The organism is Streptococcus mitis (genome assembly GCF_946190115.1).
Taxonomy (GTDB): domain Bacteria; phylum Bacillota; class Bacilli; order Lactobacillales; family Streptococcaceae; genus Streptococcus; species Streptococcus mitis_CO.
Genome location: NZ_CAMHZG010000015.1, coordinates 1 through 24947, shown reverse-complemented (window position 1 = coordinate 24947; position 24947 = coordinate 1). Strand labels below are relative to the sequence as shown.

Below are 24947 nucleotides of genomic sequence, written 5' to 3'. Positions count from 1 at the left end.
AAGAGATTGGACTACCAACGAATTAATGAATATTTAACATCTATATTTAACAATGTCCTCGTCATCGAGGAAGTTAGCTTGAGGGGTAGTCGTTTCAAGGATATCTCCATCAAAGAAGTCCATACAATCGATGTAATTGGAAAATTCCCAGACGTGACGCCAAGTCAAGTGTCGAAAGAGTTGATGGTGACTCTTGGGACGGTTACGACGAGTTTGAATAATCTTGAACGAAAGGGTTACATTGAACGCATTCGCTCAGAGCAGGATCGTCGTGTGGTGCATCTACATTTGACAAAGAAGGGTCGCTTGGTTCATCGGCTACATAAACGCTTCCACAAGGCCATGGTTGAAAAAATCATTGATGGTATGAGTAAGGAAGAAATTGATGTTATGAGCAAAGGGTTGACCAATCTTTATCAATTTTTGGAGGATTTGAAATAATGGCTTTTGCAAAAATAAGCCAGGTTGCTCATTATGTGCCAGAGCAAGTGGTTACAAATCATGATTTAGCCCAGATTATGGATACCAATGATGAGTGGATTTCAAGTCGGACGGGAATACGACAAAGGCATATTTCAAGAACAGAATCTACCAGTGATTTGGCTACGGAAGTTGCTAAGAAACTGATGGCAAAAGCTGGAATCACAGGGGAGGAGTTGGATTTCATCATCCTAGCTACCATTACTCCAGATTCGATGATGCCCTCTACGGCTGCTCGTGTTCAAGCTAATATTGGTGCTAATAAGGCCTTTGCTTTTGACCTAACAGCGGCTTGCAGTGGATTTGTATTTGCTCTTTCAACTGCTGAAAAGTTTATCGCTTCTGGTCGCTTTCAAAAAGGCTTGGTGATTGGTAGTGAAACCCTCTCTAAAGCAGTCGATTGGTCAGACCGATCAACAGCTGTTTTGTTTGGAGATGGTGCTGGTGGCGTCTTGCTAGAAGCTAGCGAGCAAGAGCATTTCTTGGCAGAGAGTCTCAATAGTGATGGGAGTCGTAGCGAGTGTCTAACTTATGGACATTCAGGCTTGCATTCTCCATTTTCAGATCAAGAAAGTGCAGATTCATTTTTGAAGATGGATGGACGCGCAGTCTTTGATTTTGCCATTCGGGATGTAGCCAAGTCTATCAAGCAGACTATTGATGAATCTCCTATAGAGGCGACAGACTTGGATTATCTGCTACTTCATCAGGCTAATGACCGTATCTTGGATAAGATGGCTAGAAAAATCGGTGTCGATCGAGCCAAGCTTCCAGCCAATATGATGGAATATGGCAATACCAGTGCAGCAAGTATCCCGATTTTACTTTCAGAGTGTGTAGAACAAGGTCTCATCCCTTTAGATGGTAGCCAGACTGTTCTGCTATCAGGCTTCGGTGGAGGCTTGACCTGGGGCACGCTCATTCTTACAATTTAGGTAATCATGTGGTGAACACATTGTTATAAAAAACTATTTATTTTAAAGGAGTCCTATCATGGCAGTATTTGAAAAAGTACAAGAAATTATCGTTGAAGAACTTGGAAAAGACGCATCAGAAGTAACACTTGAATCAACTTTTGATGATTTGGACGCAGATTCATTGGACTTGTTCCAAGTAATCTCAGAAATCGAAGATGCTTTTGATATCCAAATCGAAGCAGAAGATGACTTGAAAACAGTTGGTGACTTAGTTGCCTACGTTGAAGAGCAAACAAAATAATACTCAATGAAAATCAAAGAGCAAACTAGGAAGCTAGCCGCAGGCTGTACTTGAGTACGGCAAGGTGACGCTGACGTGGTTTGAATTTGATTTTCGAAGAGTATAAGCAGAATATAAGATAGAAGGAGTAGGGAAACCCGCTCCCTCTTGTTTAGGCAATAGTTTGATTGTCAAATTATGACAGTATCGAACTATTACGTAAGCAAGAAACGATGGAGGCACTATGAAAACGCGTATTACAGAATTATTGAATATTGATTATCCTATTTTTCAAGGAGGAATGGCTTGGGTCGCTGATGGTGATTTGGCAGGGGCTGTTTCCAAGGCTGGAGGACTAGGGATTATCGGTGGGGGAAATGCCCCGAAAGAAGTTGTCAAGGCAAATATTGATAAAATCAAATCATTGACGGATAAACCTTTTGGTGTCAACATCATGCTCTTGTCTCCCTTTGTGGAAGATATTGTAGACCTCGTCATCGAGGAGGGGGTTAAGGTAGTGACAACAGGCGCAGGAAATCCTGGCAAATACATGGAACGCTTCCATGAAGCTGGGATTACAGTCATTCCTGTTGTACCAAGTGTTGCCCTAGCTAAACGCATGGAAAAAATTGGTGCGGACGCTGTTATTGCAGAAGGAATGGAGGCCGGGGGACACATTGGCAAATTAACAACCATGACCTTGGTGCGCCAGGTTGCTGCTGCTGTATCTATTCCTGTTATTGCTGCAGGAGGAATTGCGGATGGTGAAGGTGCTGCGGCTGGATTTATGCTAGGTGCAGAGGGTGTTCAGGTTGGAACTCGCTTTGTCGTTGCAAAAGAGTCTAATGCCCATCCAAATTATAAGGCGAAAATTTTAAAAGCTAGGGATATTGATACTACGATTTCAGCACAACACTTTGGCCATGCTGTTCGTGCGATTAAAAATCAGTTGACTCGTGATTTTGAAAAAGCTGAGAAAGATGCCTTTAAACAGGAAAATCCAGATTTGGAAATCTTTGAACAAATGGGAGCGGGCGCTCTAGCCAAAGCGGTTGTTCACGGAGATGTGGATGGTGGATCTGTTATGGCAGGTCAAATTGCGGGGCTTGTTTCCAAAGAAGAAACCGTTGAAGAAATCCTAAAAGATTTGTATTACGGAGCAGCTAAGAAAATTCAAGAAGAAGCCTCTCGTTGGGCAGGAGTTGTAAGAAATGACTAAAACAGCCTTTTTATTTGCTGGCCAAGGTGCCCAGTATCTAGGGATGGGACGGGATCTCTATGATCACTACCCTATTGTCAAAGAAACGATTGATCAAGCGAGTCAGGTCCTCGGTTATGATTTGCGTTATCTCATTGATACGGAAGAAGAAAAACTCAATCAGACTCGCTATACGCAACCAGCCATTCTAGCAACTTCGGTTGCTATCTACCGTTTATTACAAGAAAAAGGCTATCAGCCTGATATGGTTGCTGGTTTGTCCCTTGGAGAATACTCTGCCTTGGTAGCCAGTGGCGCCTTGGATTTTGAAGATGCGGTTGCCTTGGTAGCTAAGCGTGGATCTTATATGGAAGAAGCGGCCCCTGCTGGTTCTGGCAAGATGGTAGCAGTTCTCAATACGCCAGTAGAGGTCATTGAGGAAGCCTGTCAAAAAGCTGCTGAACTTGGAGTGGTTACTCCAGCCAACTATAATACACCTGCACAAATTGTGATTGGTGGAGAAGTGGTTGCAGTCGATCGAGCTGTTGAACTCTTGCAGGAAGCAGGCGCCAAACGCTTGATTCCTCTTAATGTTTCAGGACCTTTTCATACCGCTCTCCTTGAGCCTGCTAGCCAGAAACTGGCTGAAACTCTAGCTCAGGTAAGTTTTTCAGATTTCACTTGTCCCCTAGTCGGCAATACAGAAGCTGCAGTTATGCAAAAAGAAGACATTGCTCAACTCTTGACGCGTCAGGTCAAGGAACCAGTTCGTTTCTATGAAAGTATTGCAGTTATGCAAGAAGCAGGAGCAACCAACTTTATCGAGATTGGACCGGGGAAAGTCTTGTCAGGCTTTGTCAAAAAAATTGATAAGACAGCTAAACTAGCCAATGTTGAAGATCAGGCTAGTTTGGAAACTTTGCTAGAAAACAAGTAATCCCTTCTCCCATAAATGCAAGAGGAAACAGGAGAAAAGAATGCAACTAAAAAATAAAAATATCTTTATTACAGGTTCGAGTCGTGGAATTGGTCTTGCCATTGCCCACAAGTTCGCTCAAGCAGGAGCCAACATCGTCTTAAACAGTCGTGGGTCTATCTCAGAAGAATTGCTCGCTGAGTTTTCAAACTATGGTGTAAAGGTGGTTCCCATTTCAGGAGATGTATCAGATTTTGCAGACGCTAAGCGTATGGTTGATCAAGCTATTGCAGAGCTGGGTTCAGTAGATGTTTTGGTTAACAATGCTGGAATTACCCAAGATACCCTGATGCTCAAGATGACAGAAGCAGATTTTGAAAAAGTGCTTAAAGTAAATCTGACTGGTGCCTTTAACATGACACAATCAGTCTTGAAACCGATGATGAAAGCCAGAGAAGGTGCTATCATTAATATGTCTAGTGTTGTTGGTTTGATGGGAAATATTGGTCAAGCTAACTATGCAGCTTCTAAGGCTGGTTTGATTGGTTTTACCAAGTCTGTGGCGCGTGAAGTGGCCAATCGCAATATCAGGGTTAATGCTATCGCACCGGGAATGATTGAGTCCGATATGACTGCTGTCCTATCAGACAAGGTAAAAGATGCTATGCTGGCGCAAATTCCTATGAAAGCATTTGGGCAGGCGGAGCAGGTTGCAGATTTGACAGTATTTTTAGCAGGCCAAGATTATCTAACTGGTCAAGTGGTTGCCATTGATGGTGGTCTCAGTATGTAGCAGAAGGTAGAGGTAAAAAAGATGAAACTAAATCGCGTAGTAGTAACAGGTTATGGAGTAACATCTCCAATCGGAAACACACCAGAAGAATTTTGGAATAGTTTGACAACTGGAAAAATCGGAATTGGTCCAATTACAAAATTTGATCATAGTGACTTTGATGTGCATAATGCGGCAGAAATCCAAGATTTTCCTTTTGATAAATACTTTGTTAAGAAAGATACCAATCGTTTTGATAACTATTCTTTGTATGCCTTGTACGCAGCCCAAGAAGCCATTAATCATGCCAATTTAGATGTAGAGGCTCTTGATAAAGATCGTTTTGGTGTTATCGTTGCCTCTGGTATTGGTGGAATCAAGGAAATTGAAGATCAAGTGCTTCGCCTAAATGACAAAGGACCAAAACGTGTGAAACCATTGACCCTTCCAAAAGCCTTGCCAAATATGGCTTCAGGAAATGTTGCTATGCGTTTTGGAGCAAACGGTGTTTGTAAATCTATCAATACTGCCTGCGCTTCATCAAATGACGCGATTGGGGATGCCTTCCGCTCAATTAAATTTGGTTTCCAAGACGTTATGTTGGTAGGTGGTTCAGAAGCCTCTATCACACCTTTTGCTATTGCTGGTTTCCAAGCCCTAACAGCTCTCTCTACTACAGAGGATCCAACTCGTGCTTCTATCCCATTTGATAAGGACCGCAATGGTTTTGTTATGGGGGAAGGTTCAGGGATGTTGGTTCTTGAAAGTCTTGAACACGCGGAAAAACGTGGGGCTACTATCCTTGCTGAAGTAGTTGGTTACGGACACACCTGTGATGCCTACCACATGACTTCTCCTCATCCAGAAGGTCAGGGAGCTATCAAGGCCATCAAATTAGCCTTGGAAGAAGCTGAGATTTCCCCAGAACAAGTAGCCTATGTCAATGCTCACGGAACCTCAACTCCTGCCAATGAAAAAGGAGAAAGTGGTGCTATCGTAGCTGTTCTTGGTAAGGAAGTGCCTGTATCATCAACCAAGTCTTTCACAGGACATTTGCTGGGGGCTGCAGGTGCAGTAGAAGCTATTGTCACTATCGAAGCTATGCGTCATAACTTTGTTCCAATGACAGCTGGGACAAGTGAAGTATCAGATTATATCGAAGCCAATGTCGTTTATGGACAAGGCTTGGAGCAAGAAATTCCATACGCTATTTCAAATACTTTTGGTTTTGGTGGCCACAATGCAGTTCTTGCTTTCAAACGTTGGGAGAATAAATAAGTATGAATTTAAACGATATTAAAGACTTGATGGCCCAATTTGACCAGTCAAGTTTGAGAGAATTTTCTTATAAAAATGGGACGGATGAGTTGCAGTTTAGCAAGAATGAAGCGAGACTGGTATCTGAAGTTGCAGCTCAAGTCGCTCCAGCGCCCGTTCTAGCAACACCAAGTCCAGTAGCTCCTTCATCTGCTCCAGCAGAGACTGTAACAGAAGAGGTTCCAGCTCCAGTTGAAGCAAGTGTGGCTGCTGAGGGAGATCTTGTAGAGAGCCCACTTGTTGGAGTGGCTTACTTGGCTGCTGGCCCAGATAAACCTGCCTTCGTTACAGTTGGTGATACTGTTAAAAAGGGTCAAACACTGGTCATCATCGAAGCCATGAAAGTCATGAATGAAATCCCAGCACCTAAGGATGGTGTGGTAACAGAAATTCTCGTTTCTAACGAAGAAATGGTTGAATTTGGTAAAGGATTGGTACGTATCAAATGATCGATATTCAAGGAATCAAAGAAGCCCTTACCCACCGTTATCCTATGCTCCTAGTAGACCGTGTATTGGAAGTGAGCGATGACACCATTGTTGCCATCAAAAATGTGACCATCAATGAGCCCTTCTTTAATGGACATTTCCCTCAATATCCAGTCATGCCAGGTGTTCTGATTATGGAAGCCTTGGCGCAAACAGCTGGTGTTTTGGAGTTATCAAAACCTGAAAATAAGGGGAAACTGGTCTTTTACGCTGGTATGGACAAGGTCAAATTCAAGAAGCAAGTTGTACCTGGCGACCAATTGCTTATGACGGCAACGTTTGTAAAACGTCGTGGGACCATTGCCGTGGTTGAAGCAAAGGCTGAAGTGGATGGCAAGCTTGCAGCTAGTGGTACTCTTACCTTTGCAATTGGGAACTAAGGAGGTTCTCCATGTTTCGAAAAATTTTAATTGCCAATCGTGGTGAAATTGCGGTTCGTATTATCCGTGCGGCGCGTGAACTGGGGATTGCGACGGTGGCGGTTTATTCAACTGCCGATAAGGAAGCCCTTCATACGCTTTTAGCAGATGAAGCAGTTTGTATCGGTCCTGGCAAGGCAACAGAGTCTTATCTCAATATCAATGCGGTTCTATCAGCTGCAGTCTTGACTGAGGCAGAAGCCATTCACCCCGGTTTTGGATTTCTCAGTGAAAATTCCAAATTTGCAACTATGTGTGAAGAGGTGGGAATCAAGTTTATCGGCCCATCTGGTCATGTCATGGATATGATGGGGGATAAGATTAATGCGCGTGCTCAGATGATCAAAGCAGGTGTGCCTGTCATTCCAGGTTCAGATGGAGAAGTGCATAACTCTGAGGAAGCTTTGATTGTTGCTGAAAAAATTGGCTATCCTGTTATGCTCAAGGCTTCAGCAGGTGGTGGTGGTAAAGGGATTCGTAAGGTTGAAAAACCAGAAGACCTCGTATCAGCCTTTGAAACTGCTTCTAGCGAAGCCAAGGCTAACTATGGCAATGGTGCTATGTACATAGAACGGGTTATCTATCCAGCTCGTCACATCGAGGTTCAAATCCTAGGAGATGAGCATGGAAATGTGATTCACTTGGGGGAACGGGATTGTTCTCTTCAACGAAATAACCAAAAGGTTTTGGAAGAAAGTCCTTCGATTGCAATCGGAAAAACGCTGCGTCATGAAATCGGTGCGGCTGCTGTTCGAGCTGCAGAGTCTGTTGGCTATGAGAATGCAGGAACCATTGAATTTCTTCTTGATGAAGCAAGTGGTAAATTCTATTTCATGGAAATGAATACACGTGTTCAGGTAGAGCATCCAGTAACAGAATTTGTTTCAGGTGTGGATATCGTTAAGGAACAAATTCGCATTGCAGCAGGTCAGCCTTTGTCTGTTAAGCAAGAAGATATTGTCCTACGCGGTCATGCTATCGAGTGTCGGATCAATGCAGAAAATCCAGCCTTTAACTTTGCTCCAAGTCCAGGTAAGATTACCAATCTCTATCTGCCAAGTGGAGGTGTTGGCTTGCGCGTAGACTCAGCAGTTTATCCAGGCTATACTATTCCGCCCTATTATGATAGTATGATTGCCAAAATCATCGTTCACGGTGAAAATCGTTTTGACGCCTTGATGAAAATGCAACGTGCCCTCTATGAACTAGAGATTGAGGGGGTGCAGACCAATGCAGATTTCCAGCTTGACCTCATTTCAGATCGCAATGTTATTGCTGGAGATTACGATACTTCCTTCTTGATGGAAACCTTTTTACCCAAGTATCAAGAAAAAGAATAAAATGACTTCAAGAGTTTAAACCGAAAAGGGGAATCAATGGCTCTATTTAGTAAAAAAGATAAGTATATTCGAATCAATCCCAATCGTTCGGTTAGGGAAAAACCTCAAGCCAAGCCAGAGGTTCCAGATGAATTATTCTCCCAGTGTCCAGGCTGTAAGCATACCATTTATCAGAAGGATCTGGGAAGTGAGCGTATCTGTCCACATTGTAGCTATACCTTCCGTATTTCTGCCCAAGAACGCTTGGCTTTGACGATTGATATGGGAACCTTTAAGGAATTGTTTACAGGGATTGAAAGCAAGGATCCCTTGCATTTCCCTGGTTATCAAAAGAAACTAGCAACTATGCGTGAAAAAACAGGTCTGGATGAAGCTGTTGTGACAGGAACTGCTCTTATTAAAGGTCAGACTGTGGCTCTTGGGATTATGGATTCCAACTTTATCATGGCTTCTATGGGTACAGTTGTAGGGGAAAAAATCACTCGTTTGTTTGAGTATGCGACTGTTGAACAGTTACCAGTTGTTCTCTTCACGGCCTCTGGTGGAGCCCGTATGCAGGAAGGAATCATGAGTCTCATGCAGATGGCCAAGATTTCTGCAGCGGTTAAACGGCATTCTAATGCTGGTCTCTTTTACCTGACCATTTTGACAGATCCAACGACAGGTGGTGTAACAGCTTCTTTCGCTATGGAAGGCGATATCATTCTAGCTGAACCACAAAGTTTGGTTGGTTTTGCTGGGCGTCGTGTCATTGAAAACACGGTTCGTGAAAGCTTGCCTGAGGATTTCCAAAAGGCAGAATTCCTATTGGAACATGGCTTTGTGGATGCTATTGTCAAAAGAAGAGATTTGCCAGATACGATTGCTAGCCTAGTCAGATTGCACGGAGGGGGTCCTAGATGAATATTGCAAAAATAGTCAGAGAAGCGCGTGAGCAGAGTCGCTTGACAACCTTGGACTTTGCGACAGGCATTTTTGATGACTTTATCCAATTACATGGTGACCGTTCTTTTCGTGATGATGGTGCAGTTGTTGGTGGTATCGGCTGGCTTGGAGACCAAGCTGTAACAGTGGTTGGTATCCAAAAAGGCAAGAGTTTACAAGATAATCTCAAGCGGAATTTTGGTCAACCACATCCAGAAGGCTACCGCAAGGCCCTACGGTTGATGAAACAGGCTGAAAAATTTGGCCGTCCAGTTGTGACCTTTATCAATACTGCAGGTGCCTATCCTGGTGTCGGAGCAGAAGAACGTGGACAGGGGGAAGCTATCGCTCGCAATCTCATGGAAATGAGTGACCTGAAAGTTCCGATTATTGCTATCATTATCGGTGAAGGTGGTTCTGGTGGGGCTCTGGCTCTGGCAGTCGCAGACCGTGTCTGGATGCTGGAAAATTCTATCTATGCCATTCTCAGTCCAGAAGGTTTTGCTTCCATTCTATGGAAGGACGGCACTCGTGCCATGGAAGCGGCAGAACTGATGAAAATCACTTCGCATGAACTGTTAGAAATGGACGTGGTGGACAAGGTGATTTCTGAAGCAGGACTTTCTAGTAAAGAACTGATTAAGAGTGTCAAGAAAGAACTCCAAGATGAGCTAGCTCTACTTTCACAAAAACCGTTAGAAGAGTTGTTGGAAGAACGTTATCAACGATTTAGAAAATACTAATTCTTTAGAATACGCAAAAACTAGAACTGGCAGTCAGTTCTAGTTTTTGTGTGGTTCTTACTCTGTGCAGAGGGGAAAGTCAAAAGGTGCTTGGAAGACCAAACACCTTTTCGATTATTCATTTTCTTCAGTTACAAATTGACTAAGCAGTCCGTTGATAAAGCGGGCTGATTTTTGATCTGAAAAATTCTTAGCAAGTTCAATAGCTTCATTGACTGCTACCAGCTGAGGTGTATCAAATGATGTGATTTCAAAGATTCCTAAGCGTAGTAAGTTTTTTTCGACCAAGGTCAATCGTTCAACTGTCCAGCCTGACTTGAGGTGCTGGTTGATTTGTTTATCCAACTCGTCTTTTTGAGCTTGAACGCCAGAAACCAAGTTCAGAAGAAAGTCAGGGATTTGCACATCTGCATCTTCACGGTCATGCGTGTAGGCAAAGTGACAAGCTGTTTCCATATCTGTGCCGAATTCAAGGCTCATGAGAGCTTGAAAAGCGCATTTACGAAGTTCACGTCTAGATTCTAATAATGGACTAGTCATTGAGGAAGTCCTCGTTAAATAGATCTTTCAACTCAGGTTTTGGTGTTTTATCTGGAACGATTCCTGCAACATGGATGTTAACAGCAGCAAGTTCCACATCAGCCATATCACGGACAGCATCTTTGACTGCTTTTTGAATAGCAAGAGCAACTTTTGGTACTTTCACACCGTACTCTAGGTAGAGATAGATGTCAGCAGTTAGTTCTTCGTTGCTTTCTTTTAAGTAGACGCCACGACCAAGAGAGAGTTTTGATAGGGTATCAGATACGGATTTATTTGAAAATGAATGGACACCATCAACTTTAGCAGTTGCGATGGCAATGATTTTTTCAAGTACACGTGGAGCGATAACAATTTCGCCAAATTGTTCTTCAGTTCCCATAGAATGACCTCTTTCTAGAGATTAGGCACGAGAAACGTAAGTTCCTTCTGCAGTGTTGATGATCAATTTTTGTCCAGCTTCGATGAAGTCAGGAACGTTGACAACAAGTCCAGTTTCCATAGTTGCTGGTTTACCAGAACCTGTAACAGTAGCACCTTTGATAGATGGTTGTGTTTCAGCAACTGTCAATTCAACAGTAGTTGGTACAGTTACACCGATTACTTCAGTTCCGTAGAATTGGATTTTTACATCAGAGTTTTCAAGGATGTAAAGCAATTCATTTTCAACGTTTACGACTGGGATTTCGTATTGGTCGTAAGTTTCAGTGTTCATGAAGTAGGCAGTTTCATCCATTTTGTACAAGTATTGAGCTGGGACAGTTTCGATAATAGCTTGTTCGAATTTTTCTTCTGGACGGTAGCTTGTGTCAAAAGTAGAACCAGTACGGACATCACGCAATTTCATACGCATGATTGTGTTCCCTTTACCTGGTTTGTGGTGGCTAGCTTCCAAAACGCGGATCAATTTTCCGTCTGCAGTTTCAAATGTCATACCAGCTTTCAATTTGCTTGCTTCAATCATGTTTTTACCTCTTTAATAAATATTATTACTCTTCATTTTACCATAAAATCTTCTGGAAATAAAGCCAAAATAGTTAATGGGATTTGGTAGGGGAGAAAAAAACCAACCTCAGGGCTGGTTTCTTTTACATATTAACCTTCTTTCAACTTCGCCAATTCTTGGGCAAGGAGTTTAAGGGCAACTTGTGGGTTGGCTTGGCCTTTGGTTGCTTTCATAAGGAAGCCTGTAAAGGCCTTATCTGCGTTGCGTTTGCCTGACTTGAAGTCGGCAACTGCGGCTTCGTTATCGGCAAAGACTTGGTGGATGATTGGGATCAGTATTTCAGGATCTGAGATTTGAACCATACCTGCTTTTTCCACATATTCACGCGCACCGCCGCCATTTTTAGCAAGGTGAACAAAGACTTTCTTAGCAATCTTAGAAGAGATAGTACCGTCTTCGATGATGGCAATCATTTCAACCAAGTTTTCTGGTGTCAATTCGATTTGTTCCAGTGTTTTTCCTTCAGCATTCAAGAACTGAGCAACTTCTCCTTGGAGCCAGTTAGAGACTTGTTTGGCATCGCCACCGAGGGCAACAGCTTTTTCAAAGAAGTCAGAAGTGACTTTGTTTGCAGTCAACTGGCTAGCATCGTAGTCTGACAAGCCAAGATCAGATACGTAGCGCGCACGGCGTTCTTTTGGAAACTCTGGTAACTCTGTACGCATTTCTTCGATCCACTCGTCTGAAATTTCAAAGAGAGGTAGGTCTGGTTCTGGGAAGTAGCGATAGTCTGCAGCACCTTCCTTGACACGCATGAGGATGGTTGCTTTGTTAGCTTCATCATAACGGCGTGTTTCTTGGCGGATTTGACCACCTGAGCGAAGGATTTCAGCCTGACGTTGGACTTCGTATTCAAGACCCTTGCGAACATTTGAGAAGGAGTTGAGGTTCTTCAACTCTGTCTTGGTACCGAATTTTTCTTGACCATACGGACGAAGAGAGATATTGGCATCCACACGCATAGAACCTTCTTCCATCTTAACGTCAGAAATGCCAGAGTATTGGATAACTTCCTTGAGGGCTGTCAGATAAGCGTAGGCTTCTTCTGGAGAACGCATGTCAGCTTCAGATACAATCTCAATCAATGGCACCCCTTGGCGGTTGAGGTCAACATAAGAGTAGCCATCTGTACCGTGGGTGTTTTTACCAGCGTCTTCTTCTAGGTGGGCGCGTTCGATACCGATTTTTTTAGTTGTACCGTCTTCTAGCTCGACTTCAATCCAACCGTTATAGCCGATTGGCTCATCAAACTGAGAAATTTGGTAGGCTTTGGGATTATCAGGGTAGAAGTAGTTCTTGCGGTCAAAGTGCATCTTTTTGTGGATGTCCATGTTGAGGGCAAGAGCAGCCTTGATACCGGCATCAACAACACCTTTATTGAGAACTGGTAGAACTCCTGGGAAAGACCAGTCAATCACGTTGGTGTTGGCATTTTGGTCATTTCCAAAGTGGGCAGAAGTAGGTGAGAAGATTTTTGAATTGGTGTTGAGCTCTACGTGGACTTCAAGTCCAATGACTGTTTCAAAGTTCATTAGTTATCACCTCCAAAAATCACGGGTTGTTGTTTGTGGTAGTCTGTTGTTGCCTCAAAAGCAGCAGCAGCTTGGTAAATAGTTTCCTCAGAGTACTTAGGACCAATCAATTGCAGACCAACAGGTAGACCTTGAGAGAATCCAGCAGGAATCGAAATCCCTGGAAGACCTGCCAAGTTGACTGGGATTGTCAAAAGGTCAGCCAAGTACATGGCAACTGGGTCGTGGTTGAGAGAATCTAAGTCATAGGCAACACTTGGAGCAGTTGGACCCAAAATCAAGTCATAATTTGCGAAGACTTTTTCGAAATCTTGAATGATGAGGGTACGGACCTGACCAGCTTTCTTATAGTAAGCATCGTAGTAACCTGATGAAAGGCTGAAAGTACCTAGCATGATACGGCGTTTCACCTCTTCACCAAAACCTTGGCTACGGCTGTTTACATAGATTTCATCAAGGTTGGTCGCATCCTCTGCGCGGTAACCATAACGGATACCGTCAAAACGTTGCAAGTTTGATGAAGCCTCTGATGAAGCGATGATGTAGTAGACGGCAACACCGTATTTTGAGTGAGGAAGACTGACTTCTTCAACGATAGCACCAAGTTTTTCAAAGTGCTTAGCAGCATTCAGAATGGTTTCCTTAACCTCTGGGTCAATCCCTTCGCCTAGGTATTCCTTAGGTAAAGCAATTTTCATACCCTTGATGTCTTGACCGATTTTTGAAGTAAAGTCGGCAATGCGGACAGGGGCAGAAGTAGAATCTTTGACATCTTCGCTGGCAATAGCGTTGAGCAAGAGGGCATTTTCCTTAACAGTAGGAGCAAAAGGTCCAATCTGGTCTAATGAGCTACCGAAGGCAATGAGACCGAAACGAGAAACCGTTCCGTAGGTTGGTTTGAGACCAACGATTCCGTTGAAGGCAGCAGGTTGGCGGATGGAACCACCAGTATCAGAACCAAGTGACAAGCGGACTTGTCCTGACGCTACGGCTGCGGCAGAACCACTAGACGAGCCACCAGGAACCTTGCTGTGGTCCCAAGCATTTTTAGTTGCTCCGTAGTGTGAAGTTTCACCTGAACCACCCATAGCAAATTCGTCCATGTTGGTTTTCCCAACAACGATCATGCCCTTGGCTTTTGCATTGGCAACAGCTGTTGCATCAAAGATAGGCTCATAGTTGTAGAGCATTTTTGAGGCAGCAGTTGTAAGAATACCGTCTGTAGAGATATTATCTTTAACTGCAAGTGGAATTCCTGAAAGGACATTATCAGCATCGATTCCAGCTTCATCAATGACTTTGGCTTGAGCAAGAGCCTGCTCCTCAGAGATGGTGACAAAGGCATTGATAGATGTTTCTCGAGACTTGATCTCTTCAAGCGTAGCTTGGGTCAATTCTGTTGCTGAAATTTCCTTAGAAACAAGGAGATTATGCAAGTCTTCAATGGTTTTATTGTTAAAAGTCATTAGGCATCTCCTCCATCGTCTAGGATAGCTGGTACCTTGATATAGTAGTTGTCTTTTTCAGGTACGTTTTTAAACAAGCGATCACGGTCTGTTCCTTCTTCGGCCACATCAGGGCGGAGTACGGTCTTACGGTCAGCCATGGTCGTAGTAGGTGCGACACCAGTTGTGTCAACTTCGCCCAGCAATTCAACCATGTCAACAATCTTAGACAAGGTAGTCGCAAAGGCAGCAGTTTCTTCTTCAGAGAATCTTAATTTTGAAAGATTGGCAACGTGTGTTACCTCTTCTTGCGTAATTTTCATCTTGCATCCTTTCGTGAAATGATGATTTTTAGTCTGTTCTATTTTACCATATTTTCCTATAAATAAGGGAGGGAAAGATGAAAAAAGACATCTGGCAAGTCGAGAAAGAGTTTTTTAAAATAGATAAAAAAATAGCCGTCCTAACTTTGGCGAGTTAACGAGCTATTTTTTAGTTATGTAATTACAGCCACCGTCTTAAACGGCTCTGTGGGGTGTTGTTGTCGCAACACCTTTTTCTATATTTATTGTAACATTTATTTGAAAAATCGCAAAGGGAATTAGGCTCCCTAGTATTTGGATAAGTTGGGTAGAAACTGAGTAGCAGGCATTAAAATTGCTTGCCAGTTTTGTCTATTGTGCATTAGCAAACTAAGATTTTTTGGTTTTAATATGCACTCTTTTGGTATTCATTCCATAAAGCCTGAAGTTCATCTGCATTTTCTAAAACATATTGCCTGATTATTTTTAGGTCTTTTGCTTTTACTTTACCATCTCTCAGTTCACCGTTCAGAAACATTGAGCCGACCTCTTCTCCGTGGATATAAATGTGAATATGCGCTTTTTGACCTTTATGGTTATGTTCGTTAGGACGAATTTCAATACCATACTTTAAGAAAGAATATTTAGGCATGTAGTAGTCCCACGTAGTCCTTCCATGTTTCAAGGTAGTTATCGCGATTTAACTCAATTTGCTTTTGAGCAAAACGAATGTCATAGTCTGCCAAGTCCAAATTTTCCAATACTTCTCCAGTTAGAATACTAAAGGTTCCAATTAATTCATCGTCATCATACATGCGTAAAATAGGGTTGCTTGGATTCTTGTAAATATCATCTTTTGTCACTTCTAAATTAGTTACACCAAATTCCTTGAACATGATTGCTTCTCCTTTTTCTTTTATTATATCATTTTTGCTAGAATTGTCACGGTTTTCGATATATTTGACTACAAGGAATAGCTTTTATTCAATATAAAGATAGAAATTGAAAAAAATGCTAAAATCCGATATAATGAAGTGTTGAAAGGAATGGTAAAATCCAATGTAGAAATCATTCTTAGCTATTGAAACAAGAAAAATAGAGAATCAAAGAAAGAGAACTTATGAATATTCAAGAAGAAATTAAGAAACGTCGTACCTTTGCCATCATCTCCCACCCTGACGCGGGGAAAACAACTATCACTGAGCAGTTGCTCTACTTTGGGGGCGAGATTCGTGAGGCTGGTACCGTAAAAGGAAAGAAAACAGGGACTTTTGCCAAGTCTGACTGGATGGATATCGAGAAGCAACGCGGGATTTCGGTGACTTCATCTGTTATGCAGTTTGACTACGATGGCAAGCGTGTGAATATCCTCGACACGCCAGGGCACGAGGACTTCTCAGAAGATACCTATCGTACCTTGATGGCGGTGGATGCTGCGGTCATGGTCGTGGACTCTGCCAAGGGTATTGAGGCCCAGACCAAGAAATTGTTTGAGGTTGTCAAACACCGTGGCATTCCAGTCTTTACCTTTATGAACAAGCTAGACCGTGACGGTCGTGAGCCTTTGGATCTCTTGCAAGAATTGGAAGAAGTCTTGGGCATTGCTAGTTACCCAATGAACTGGCCAATCGGGATGGGGAAAGCCTTTGAGGGCTTGTATGATCTCTATAACCAACGCTTGGAGCTCTATAAAGGGGATGAGCGTTTTGCTAGTCTAGAAGATGGGGACAAGCTTTTTGGTAGCAATCCTTTCTATGAGCAAGTCAAGGATGATATTGAACTTTTAAATGAAGCTGGAAATGAGTTTTCAGAGGAAGCTATCCTTGCTGGAGAATTGACACCTGTCTTCTTCGGTTCAGCCCTTACTAACTTTGGTGTTCAGACCTTCCTTGAAACCTTTCTTAAGTTTGCTCCAGAACCACATGGACACAAAAAAACAGATGGTGAAATTGTGGATCCTTATGATAAGGATTTCTCAGGATTTGTCTTTAAAATCCAAGCCAACATGGACCCTCGACACCGTGACCGCATCGCCTTTGTCCGTATCGTATCGGGTGAATTTGAGCGTGGGATGAGTGTCAATCTACCTCGTACTGGTAAGGGTGCTAAACTGTCTAATGTTACCCAGTTTATGGCGGAAAGTCGTGAGAATGTGACTAATGCCGTAGCAGGTGATATTATCGGGGTTTACGATACAGGTACTTATCAGGTTGGGGACACTTTAACAGTTGGAAAAAACAAGTTTGAATTTGAACCCCTACCAACCTTTACACCTGAGATTTTCATGAAAGTTTCTGCTAAGAATGTCATGAAGCAGAAATCCTTCCACAAGGGAATCGAGCAATTGGTGCAAGAAGGTGCTATTCAGCTTTATAAGAATTACCAAACAGGTGAGTACATGCTGGGAGCTGTTGGTCAACTCCAGTTTGAAGTCTTTAAACACCGCATGGAAGGCGAGTACAATGCGGAAGTGGTTATGAGCCCAATGGGTAAAAAGACCGTTCGTTGGATTAAGCCTGAGGACTTGGATGAACGGATGTCATCAAGCCGAAATATCTTGGCTAAAGACCGTTTTGATCAACCAGTCTTCCTCTTTGAAAATGACTTTGCCCTCCGCTGGTTTGCGGACAAGTATCCAGACGTAGAGTTAGAGGAGAAGATGTAAATCGTTACAAATGACTAGCAACATAAAGTTGCTGTCATTTGACGGTAACCGCTATGGCGGCTTACCTAAACGCTTCACTAGGAAAAATCCACGAATATTATCGATTCGTGGATTTTTCCGTCGTAAGGGGTAGTGAGTGGTCTAGCTAACTGCTTTATTAACTTTGTGTCGTAATCTAACAATCGCTAACCTCTATGTTGGTTGATCTAAATATTCTAATAAGAGAAGTCCGGGAATGCTATATTCATGGGCTTTTTCCTTATGGCATTGTGGGCTTTTTTGTAAGAGTTAGTAGGTCGAGCTATTTGCATTACTAAAGTGCAACCTTTTTGCTTGCCAGCTTGCTCAAAAAATATCCTAGTTAAACTATATACTTTGAAATTTACTATCTCTTCATTCTAATGAAAACAGAGAGGAGTTCTGTGAATAACATACAATATATATGTCTATGCGAAGAAAATTTATGCTCTTTTTAATTTTGGATAAGTATGACGTATTCATCGGTAAAAATAATGGATTTTTCTTTTTTATAGACCAGTCAATAAGGGATTCAGTTATCTAGTATATTAATTTTGTTTATCAATGAAGAATTCATACAAAACAAATCAGAAAATGCTTTTTTTTTTTTAGCAAGAATACTAAAAAATAAGTTGACTTAACATAGTGATTTATGTATAATAGGAAACGATTGCATTAAGATAACTACTATAGTACTTTTTTTGGAGGAAAAAAAATAAATGTTTTTCAGACGTCAAAAGGGTCAATATCGCGAAACTGATCGTGTGACTCGATACAAACTGGTAAAATCCGGTAAGCATTGGTTGAGAGCCTCAACCTCTCTTTTTGGCTTATTCAAGGTTTTGCGTGGTGGTGTAGATACTACTCAGGTTATGACCGAAGTAGTAGAAAACCAAACTAATCAAACGATTACAGGTCTTGATATTATAAGAGGTATTGCAGCTACAGGTGCCGTATTAGGTGGGGCTGTTGCTACTCAGACAAAAGTTTTTGCAAACGAAGCGGTAGCTCTTGAAAAAACGTTAGATAGTTCAGATGCTCTAGCAACGCATGATACAGTTGTCCTTGGTACAACTGCAAAAGTGGATGCGGAGAATTCGGCAAGTCTGTCTCATTCAGTAAGCGAGAGTGTATCTAGCTCAGAATCAGTATCCACTAGTCTATCAGCTAGCGTTAGTTCTTCTGCTAGTATGTCAACAAGTGCCTCAGAAAGCGCCTCAACTTCGGCTAGCGTCTCAGCAAGTACCTCTGTAAGTTCTAGTCAGTCGATGGTGCCTTCAGGCAATAGTGTACATTCTACTACTGCTTCTGAGACTTCTGGAAAAGCAGAGTCTGTGTCAAAAGAAAGTCAGTTGGCTAAAGAAGGGTTATCTGCCTCTAAGCTAGGTGCTCCTGTATTGGAATCAGCTAAATTGGAAAAAGGTTTGGTTGATACGAATGCAGAAATAAGTAGTTTGGCAGGAGTGACTGCTGGTGCCATAGCAACATCGGAAGTTTCAGCTAAACAACAGGATGAAAATCGTAAGAAGTTAACCAAACTTTCAGCTGAAATGGGTGAGTACCTAGCAAAAGCGGTCGGTTTACCTAATAGTGATGCAGCTATAGCGAAAGTGAATGCTGCGGTAACTGCTATCGAGACAGCTCTTGCTAATCCTAAGGCAGATTTGACCGAAACTGTAAAACTAGCGATCTCTGCTCGTAACTCAATTGCTAATGCTGTGTTGAGAGTCAATTCAGGTGCGCGTGATGCACGAAACGGTCAAGGTATGGGCAGTGGGGTACATCCTAGAGCTTTGCCTACTTCGTTAATCACGAACACGTTTGCTAGCAATAGAACGTCGGCTTCGCTTGAATCAGGTCAGTACAATAAGAATACTCATGAAGTAATTTGGCGTATCAATATGCACTCAGATAATGCCCTGAATTATGCTGGTTTACTTGCCAATGTGGATCCAAATACGACCATCACCCGTGTTACTTTTAATGGTCAACCGATGGAGAAGCGTGGTGGTTCTGGCAATGAGTACGTGTTTAGCAAACGTCATGATTTAAATAGAAATTTAGAGGCAACGATTGAAGTTCATGCCACTGTAAATGAAAAATCAAGCAATGCCAGATTAGATGCCCGAGTTGCTACAAGTAGTCAACCATTTACAAGTACGAATGTTTCTGGTAATTACACGAATTTGATGACCTCTTATGTTCATACAGGTAGAGCAGAGAATCAAAACGGTGCTGTGAGAAATCAGGGGCGCGCAACAGATAATCCTCCTACTGTTGAATTACCGAAATTGCTTGAAGTTTTCAATGATGATTCTGTAAATATCAATATGGTATTTAGAGATGATAAGGCTTTGAGACTATTTTATACGGGAAAAGATAATCCTATCATTACAGGTTTGCAAGGTGAAAATTTCCCTGGACAAATCAACTTTGCGACTCTTAAACGAGATCCTAAAACAGGACTCAATACAGCCTATGTTTATGAACATAAGCAGTGGACAACCAAGATTTATGGTACGATTGGTCGGGACAATAGCTGGAAACCAATGACTCCAGGGGACTATAACATTGAGTATGGTGCCGATGATACTGCCGGACAAAAAACAATGACTACTATGACTGTTCGCATTCACGGATTTAATGAGCGTCAATCGCCTATAAGCGGTGCGACTGTTGCAGTTAATAATACGAAAAATCTAAGTCCGGCGGAAAGAGAGCAAGTATTGGCTAACTTTAAAGCAGCTAATGCAAGCGTTCTTTCAAGTACAGATTACAAAAAAGGATCTGAAGAAGAATCAATCAGTGTAGCTAATAATGGAGATGTTACCATTACTTATCGTGATAAAACCACGGATACAGTCACAAACAATGTTAAGTATGGTGTAGAGAAAACAACTGAGCACTTTTATGCAGTTAGCGACGAACCTTTATCTAAGATAAATCTAAGAAGTCTTGTGCGCCCAGTTGGCGGAGCATCTGACTTCCCTAGTGGGACAACGTTTGCATGGAAACAAGGTCAAGCTCCTACAATGGAAGTTAGCAACACTCCTCGCTCTGCAACCTTAACGGTAACTCACCCAGATAAAACTACTACGGATTTAACATACAAGTACACAGTTTATCAAAAAATTGAGACTAAAACTAACAATGGAGTTCCAGGTAAGTTTTATGCCTTTAAAGCAGTACCGGGAACAGAAAGAACTGTTGGAAATAGCTATGCTAATAATATAGGCGGATATTCAAAATTCTATATTAATAACGAGTCTCTTCCTTCAGGGACTACATTTGCTTATGAATATCAGCTGAATGATAATCGCTCAACACCTGTACGTAAACAAGATGGCTCTCCAGCCTTTAGTAGCGTATGGCATACAACTGCTGATTCGGCTACAACTCACAGCACCACCTATAAAGCAATAGCAACTTATCCTAAAGGACGCCTTGGTGATGTAACAACTGCAAATCCTGCTCTCACAAGTACAGTAACCTTTAATTATACAGTAGTTGATCCAGTAGCCAAGCAAGATTATGTTACAACAGTTGGGAATACAACTCCGCTCAATGATATCATTGCTAACCCGGATAAGGCGATTAAGAACTCTGATGATAGAGTTGCAATACCTAATGGTCCGACTGTGGCAACTAGAACCGATTACAGCTGGAGAGATTCGGCACCAAATGCTAGCACAGTAAGCATTCCAGGGATCTATAAGAAAGAAGTCACAGTTACTTTACCACAAGGTTCAACGGATAAACCAAGAAATAGTACAAATGTTCCTGTAACTATCAAAGTTAGACCAAACCCACCACAAATCTCAACAGATCAGGTAACGAATACAGGTGGACTTCCAAATAAAGGAATTACCGTAACGAATGCATTGCCAAATGCGCAGGTCACCTTGACAATCGGCGGTAAGACTCTTACTAAACAAGCAGATGGTAATGGAAATGTAACCTTCCCTTCTACCGATGTTGCAGATAGCAATGGTCTTCTCCCAATAGGAAACGTAACTGTTAAACAAAGCAAGGCATTTGATAATCCAGTAACAGGTCAAAATGAAACGTTGAACTCAGATGTAAGTACTGTTAACATTAGTAAGGAAAATATACCGCCAACAGTTGATCTTACTGTTAAGGTTAATGGAGAGACCCCTGAGATAGATAGTTCGGGCCGCTATATTTTTTATGCTGGAGATACGATTCAAATTACTTATACCGGTAGGGACAATAGTGGTAAGCTTACCACGTTGAAAATGCGTAATGCAAAGGATGATTTGAATGACTTCTTTGAAGGGAAATCCACTGAGTGGGGGCGTGGTCCAGTCGAGAATATCACGACACTGACAAGTACTAATCAAACCACAAAGACGGTTAATGCGGTTGCAAATAGCGATATGACTTGGAAATCTGGTAATATCTTCTCTCGTGTTATTACAGCGGTTGACCCAAATGGAAATACGGGAGAAAGCCCATGGTTTGGTGTTGTACAAGGACGCTTGGCGGATAAGATTAAATTGACAAAACCGCCTGTCATTGCCGTTGCTGATAAGTTAAATTTGACTCCTGCTGAGAAGGAAAAAATTAAATCAGAAGTCGAGAAATCGAATCCGTCTGATACATCTCGCATTCGTACTTATGACGTCCGACCAAATGGTGATGTGACTATTACATTTAAAGATGGAACTTCAAAGACAATCACTCCTAATTTGGACTATGGTGTTGAAGCTGCAAGTAGTGTATTCTACACTTATGTTGGGGAAGGTGACACCATTCGTCCAAAAGATGTCATTAAAGCTGTTAATGGCGGCACTATTCCAAGTGATGCTGATGTAACATGGGAACAAGCACCAGATGTGACAAACTCAGGAAACAACAAACAAGCCGTAGTAAAAGTGACTTATAGGGATGGAACAGTTAAGCGAGTCCCAGTAACCTATAGTACAATGTCTACTTATGATGCTAAGGCACCAATTTATGATTGGGCTGGAGAAGCACCACGCTATGGACGAGAGCGCGCACCATATTTAAAACAAAGTGGTAATGACAATATACCGCCTGGAACTGATGGGGCTTGGTATGATGCGAACGGAAAAGTGGTTGGAAATACTTCGCCAATTCCTGAGAAAAACGTTGCAGGAACGCACGAGTATCGCCTGAAAGTTACCTATCCAAAGGGACGATTTGATAATAGCACGACTAAACTTAGCAAGGACGTAACGGTCAGACAAATCGTTGTAGACCCTGTTAAAAAAGCTGATTTGACCTATGTTCAGGGAGAAACAAATGTTGCTTCGGCTGAGAATGTTCTAAAAAATAATACTAAACAAACTTTGGCAAACGGGACGCCAAATGAAGCATTCCCGGCAGGAACAAAATTTGAGTGGGTAGGTGGTGCGCCATCTACTGCTACACCAGGAATTGTTGAGAAAAAAGTTAAAGTGACACTTCCGCCAGATGCAAATGGTACTCGAATTTCCAAAGAAGTTCCTGTAAATGTTACAGTGAAACCACAAGCGCCGCAAATTTCAGATGATCAATTGACTGAAAAAGGTGGTTTACCAAATCGTAGTATCGAGGTAACTAATGTTACACCAGGTGCGACAGTAACCTTGACAATCGGTGATAAAACATTTACTAAGGTAGCTGGACCTAACGAAACAAGACTAAGCTTCACGCCAACAAATCTTGAAAAAGCTTACAATGCTAATAACGGTTTACTTCCAACGGGTAGAGTAACGGTTAAACAAGCGCTTCCAAATCCGACGACGAGCCAAACTAATCCATTAGAGTCAGACACTACGGTTAAAGAACAAGGAATCACTAAGGAAACAGAAGCACCAGAACCAACCTTTGATCTCTATATCCAGAATGATAAGACAAAACAGTGGGAAAAACAATCCATCCAGGATACTGTTCGCCCAGGTGCAAGAGGATATGAAATCTTCGCAGGTGATAAAATTAAAATCGTCATAAGCGGCAAGGATAACAGTGGTAAGATTAAAACTCTGAAATTGCATGATGGAACTTCAGATATAGATAGAATCTTCCAAAAAGACTATTCATCAGACGATTCTGCACCTGGCTTCAAGGATACTCCAACGGAAGCCTCAACAACAAATCCTGCTATTCGAGAGTATACAGCAACTTATGATGAAAACAAGCAATATGCAGATGGTAACAGATGGAACCGTGGGGTTAAAGCTGTCGATTTATCTGATAATGAAGCTCGTACTCTGACAGTAGTAGCACAAGGAAAATTAAGTAAAAAATTCCCAGGTAAAGTGCCAGCGACAGTTCAAGTAACTAATGCGACAACTCCATCAGCAGATGATAAAGAAAAGATTCTTGCAGCGGTGAAGGGTTCAAATCCGGAAAAAGCAAATCGTATTAGTAAATATGAATTTAAAAACGGTGGAGCTGTATCAAAGGGTAAAGTTACAGTCGTCATTACCTATAAAGATGGTACATCGAATGAAGTAGAGGTACCAGTATCGGATTCTGATTATAAGTCAGAACAAGCCTCTCAATCAGCGTCAACAAGTGCGGTAGCCTCTACATCAGCAAGCACAAGTGCTGTAGCATCTACCTCAGCATCAACAAGTGCGGTAGCGTCTACGTCAGCATCAACAAGTGCCGTAGCATCTACCTCAGCAAGCACAAGCGCCGTAGCCTCTACATCAGCATCAACAAGTGCCGTAGCATCTACCTCAGCAAGCACAAGCGCCGTAGCCTCTACATCAGCAAGCACAAGCGCCGTAGCGTCTACCTCAGCATCAACAAGTGCCGTAGCGTCTACATCAGCAAGCACAAGCGCTGTAGCCTCTACATCAGCAAGTACTAGCGCAGTAGCGTCTACATCAGCAAGCACAAGTGCCGTAGCATCTACCTCAGCGTCAACAAGCGCAGTAGCCTCTACCTCAGCAAGCACAAGTGCCGTAGCGTCTACCTCAGCAAGTACAAGTGCCGTAGCGTCTACCTCAGCAAGCACAAGTGCGGTAGCTTCTACCTCAGCAAGCACAAGCGCAGTAGCCTCTACATCAGCAAGCACAAGTGCGGTAGCCTCTACATCAGCAAGTACTAGCGCTGTAGCCTCTACCTCAGCGTCAACAAGTGCAGTAGCCTCTACCTCAGCAAGCACAAGTGCCGTAGCGTCTACCTCAGCAAGCACAAGCGCAGTAGCGTCTACCTCAGCGTCAACAAGTGCAGTAGCGTCTACCTCAGCAAGCACTAGCGCAGTAGCCTCTACATCAGCAAGCACAAGTGCGGTAGCGTCTACATCAGCATCAACAAGTGCTGTAGCCTCTACATCAGCAAGTACTAGCGCTGTAGCCTCTACATCAGCAAGCACAAGCGCCGTAGCGTCTACCTCAGCGTCAACAAGTGCTGTAGCGTCTACCTCAGCATCAACAAGCGCTGTAGCATCTACGTCAGCAAGTACAAGCGCCGTAGCATCTACGTCAGCAAGTACAAGCGCAGTAGCGTCTACCTCAGCGTCAACAAGTGCTGTAGCGTCTACCTCAGCAAGCACAAGCGCAGTAGCCTCTACCTCAGCAAGCACAAGTGCCGTAGCGTCTACATCAGCGTCAACAAGCGCAGTAGCCTCTACATCAGCGTCAACAAGTGCCGTAGCGTCTACCTCAGC

At 42.6% G+C, this 24947-nt stretch carries 22 protein-coding genes; 14 read left to right on the top strand and 8 right to left on the bottom strand.

Features of this window, described 5'->3' with window-relative positions; all coding sequences use genetic code 11:
• Window positions 1-6 precede the first annotated feature (6 nt).
• From fabT to N8L90_RS07980, 12 genes are all read left to right on the top strand, one after another.
• Window positions 7-441, top strand: a complete 435-nt coding sequence (gene fabT / locus N8L90_RS08035) for a fatty acid biosynthesis transcriptional regulator FabT (protein ID WP_023945587.1) — start codon at window positions 7-9, stop codon at window positions 439-441.
• Entirely contained in the window at window positions 441-1415 is a 975-nt protein-coding gene (locus N8L90_RS08030) for a beta-ketoacyl-ACP synthase III (protein WP_081529525.1), read from the top strand. The genes fabT and N8L90_RS08030 overlap by 1 nt, the downstream gene beginning before the upstream one ends.
• A 58-nt stretch (window positions 1416-1473) precedes the next feature.
• Entirely contained in the window at window positions 1474-1698 is a 225-nt protein-coding gene (locus N8L90_RS08025) for an acyl carrier protein (RefSeq protein WP_000257838.1), read from the top strand.
• Window positions 1699-1921: 223 nt separating this feature from the next.
• Window positions 1922-2896 carry an enoyl-[acyl-carrier-protein] reductase FabK gene (fabK, locus tag N8L90_RS08020; RefSeq protein ID WP_261024981.1) on the top strand — a complete coding sequence of 325 codons (975 nt, stop codon included), beginning with the start codon at window positions 1922-1924 and terminating at the stop codon, window positions 2894-2896.
• Window positions 2889-3812 (top strand): ACP S-malonyltransferase, encoded by a 924-nt coding sequence (gene fabD, locus N8L90_RS08015; protein ID WP_261024980.1) that lies wholly within the window; start codon window positions 2889-2891, stop codon window positions 3810-3812. Before fabK ends, fabD begins: the two co-directional genes overlap by 8 nt.
• A 40-nt stretch (window positions 3813-3852) precedes the next feature.
• Window positions 3853-4584, top strand: coding sequence for a 3-oxoacyl-[acyl-carrier-protein] reductase (fabG, locus tag N8L90_RS08010; protein WP_261024978.1), 732 nt, complete (start codon window positions 3853-3855; stop codon window positions 4582-4584).
• A 21-nt stretch (window positions 4585-4605) separates the two neighbouring features.
• The gene (fabF, locus tag N8L90_RS08005; RefSeq protein ID WP_261024977.1) at window positions 4606-5841 is read left to right on the top strand and encodes a beta-ketoacyl-ACP synthase II; all 1236 of its coding nucleotides are present in this window, start codon (window positions 4606-4608) and stop codon (window positions 5839-5841) included.
• 2 nt (window positions 5842-5843) lie between these two features.
• Complete coding sequence (gene accB, locus N8L90_RS08000) at window positions 5844-6329, top strand: acetyl-CoA carboxylase biotin carboxyl carrier protein (RefSeq protein WP_261024975.1); 486 nt, start codon at window positions 5844-5846, stop codon at window positions 6327-6329.
• A complete protein-coding gene (gene fabZ, locus N8L90_RS07995; protein WP_261024973.1) occupies window positions 6326-6748 on the top strand; it encodes a 3-hydroxyacyl-ACP dehydratase FabZ in 423 nt (140 codons plus the stop codon). The genes accB and fabZ overlap by 4 nt, the downstream gene beginning before the upstream one ends.
• Window positions 6749-6759: 11 nt before the next feature.
• On the top strand, window positions 6760-8127 hold the full coding sequence (accC, locus tag N8L90_RS07990) for an acetyl-CoA carboxylase biotin carboxylase subunit (protein WP_172934073.1): 1368 nt from the start codon (window positions 6760-6762) through the stop codon (window positions 8125-8127).
• A 36-nt stretch (window positions 8128-8163) separates the two neighbouring features.
• The gene (accD, locus tag N8L90_RS07985; protein ID WP_084864839.1) at window positions 8164-9030 is read left to right on the top strand and encodes an acetyl-CoA carboxylase, carboxyltransferase subunit beta; all 867 of its coding nucleotides are present in this window, start codon (window positions 8164-8166) and stop codon (window positions 9028-9030) included.
• On the top strand, window positions 9027-9794 hold the full coding sequence (locus tag N8L90_RS07980) for an acetyl-CoA carboxylase carboxyl transferase subunit alpha (protein ID WP_261024968.1): 768 nt from the start codon (window positions 9027-9029) through the stop codon (window positions 9792-9794). Before accD ends, N8L90_RS07980 begins: the two co-directional genes overlap by 4 nt.
• A gap of 114 nt (window positions 9795-9908) precedes the next feature.
• Here the strand turns inward: N8L90_RS07980 and nusB are convergent, their stop codons facing one another.
• The 8 genes from nusB to N8L90_RS07940 all read right to left on the bottom strand — a co-directional run bounded on the left by nusB (window position 9909) and on the right by N8L90_RS07940 (window position 15515).
• Window positions 9909-10334: a transcription antitermination factor NusB gene (gene nusB, locus N8L90_RS07975; protein WP_261024966.1), complete on the bottom strand. Its 426-nt coding sequence runs from the start codon at window positions 10332-10334 to the stop codon at window positions 9909-9911.
• Window positions 10327-10716: an Asp23/Gls24 family envelope stress response protein gene (locus N8L90_RS07970; protein ID WP_070528853.1), complete on the bottom strand. Its 390-nt coding sequence runs from the start codon at window positions 10714-10716 to the stop codon at window positions 10327-10329. The genes nusB and N8L90_RS07970 overlap by 8 nt, the downstream gene beginning before the upstream one ends.
• 21 nt (window positions 10717-10737) lie before the next feature.
• Window positions 10738-11298, bottom strand: coding sequence for an elongation factor P (gene efp, locus N8L90_RS07965; protein WP_000568643.1), 561 nt, complete (start codon window positions 11296-11298; stop codon window positions 10738-10740).
• A 131-nt stretch (window positions 11299-11429) separates the two neighbouring features.
• A complete protein-coding gene (gene gatB / locus N8L90_RS07960) occupies window positions 11430-12872 on the bottom strand; it encodes an Asp-tRNA(Asn)/Glu-tRNA(Gln) amidotransferase subunit GatB (protein WP_261024965.1) in 1443 nt (480 codons plus the stop codon).
• Window positions 12872-14338 carry an Asp-tRNA(Asn)/Glu-tRNA(Gln) amidotransferase subunit GatA gene (gatA, locus tag N8L90_RS07955; protein WP_261024964.1) on the bottom strand — a complete coding sequence of 489 codons (1467 nt, stop codon included), beginning with the start codon at window positions 14336-14338 and terminating at the stop codon, window positions 12872-12874. Before gatA ends, gatB begins: the two co-directional genes overlap by 1 nt.
• Complete coding sequence (gatC, locus tag N8L90_RS07950; RefSeq protein ID WP_000705419.1) at window positions 14338-14640, bottom strand: Asp-tRNA(Asn)/Glu-tRNA(Gln) amidotransferase subunit GatC; 303 nt, start codon at window positions 14638-14640, stop codon at window positions 14338-14340. The genes gatA and gatC overlap by 1 nt, the downstream gene beginning before the upstream one ends.
• 385 nt (window positions 14641-15025) lie before the next feature.
• A complete protein-coding gene (locus N8L90_RS07945; protein WP_261013329.1) occupies window positions 15026-15271 on the bottom strand; it encodes a DUF4160 domain-containing protein in 246 nt (81 codons plus the stop codon).
• On the bottom strand, window positions 15264-15515 hold the full coding sequence (locus N8L90_RS07940) for a hypothetical protein (protein WP_000471833.1): 252 nt from the start codon (window positions 15513-15515) through the stop codon (window positions 15264-15266). The genes N8L90_RS07945 and N8L90_RS07940 overlap by 8 nt, the downstream gene beginning before the upstream one ends.
• A gap of 224 nt (window positions 15516-15739) precedes the next feature.
• Between N8L90_RS07940 and N8L90_RS07935 the strand changes: the two genes are divergently transcribed.
• Both N8L90_RS07935 and N8L90_RS09590 read left to right on the top strand, forming a co-directional pair.
• A complete protein-coding gene (locus tag N8L90_RS07935; protein WP_001025437.1) occupies window positions 15740-17284 on the top strand; it encodes a peptide chain release factor 3 in 1545 nt (514 codons plus the stop codon).
• A gap of 737 nt (window positions 17285-18021) precedes the next feature.
• A partial coding sequence (locus tag N8L90_RS09590; protein WP_314725732.1) for an accessory Sec-dependent serine-rich glycoprotein adhesin occupies window positions 18022-24947 on the top strand: 6926 nt, incomplete at its 3' end.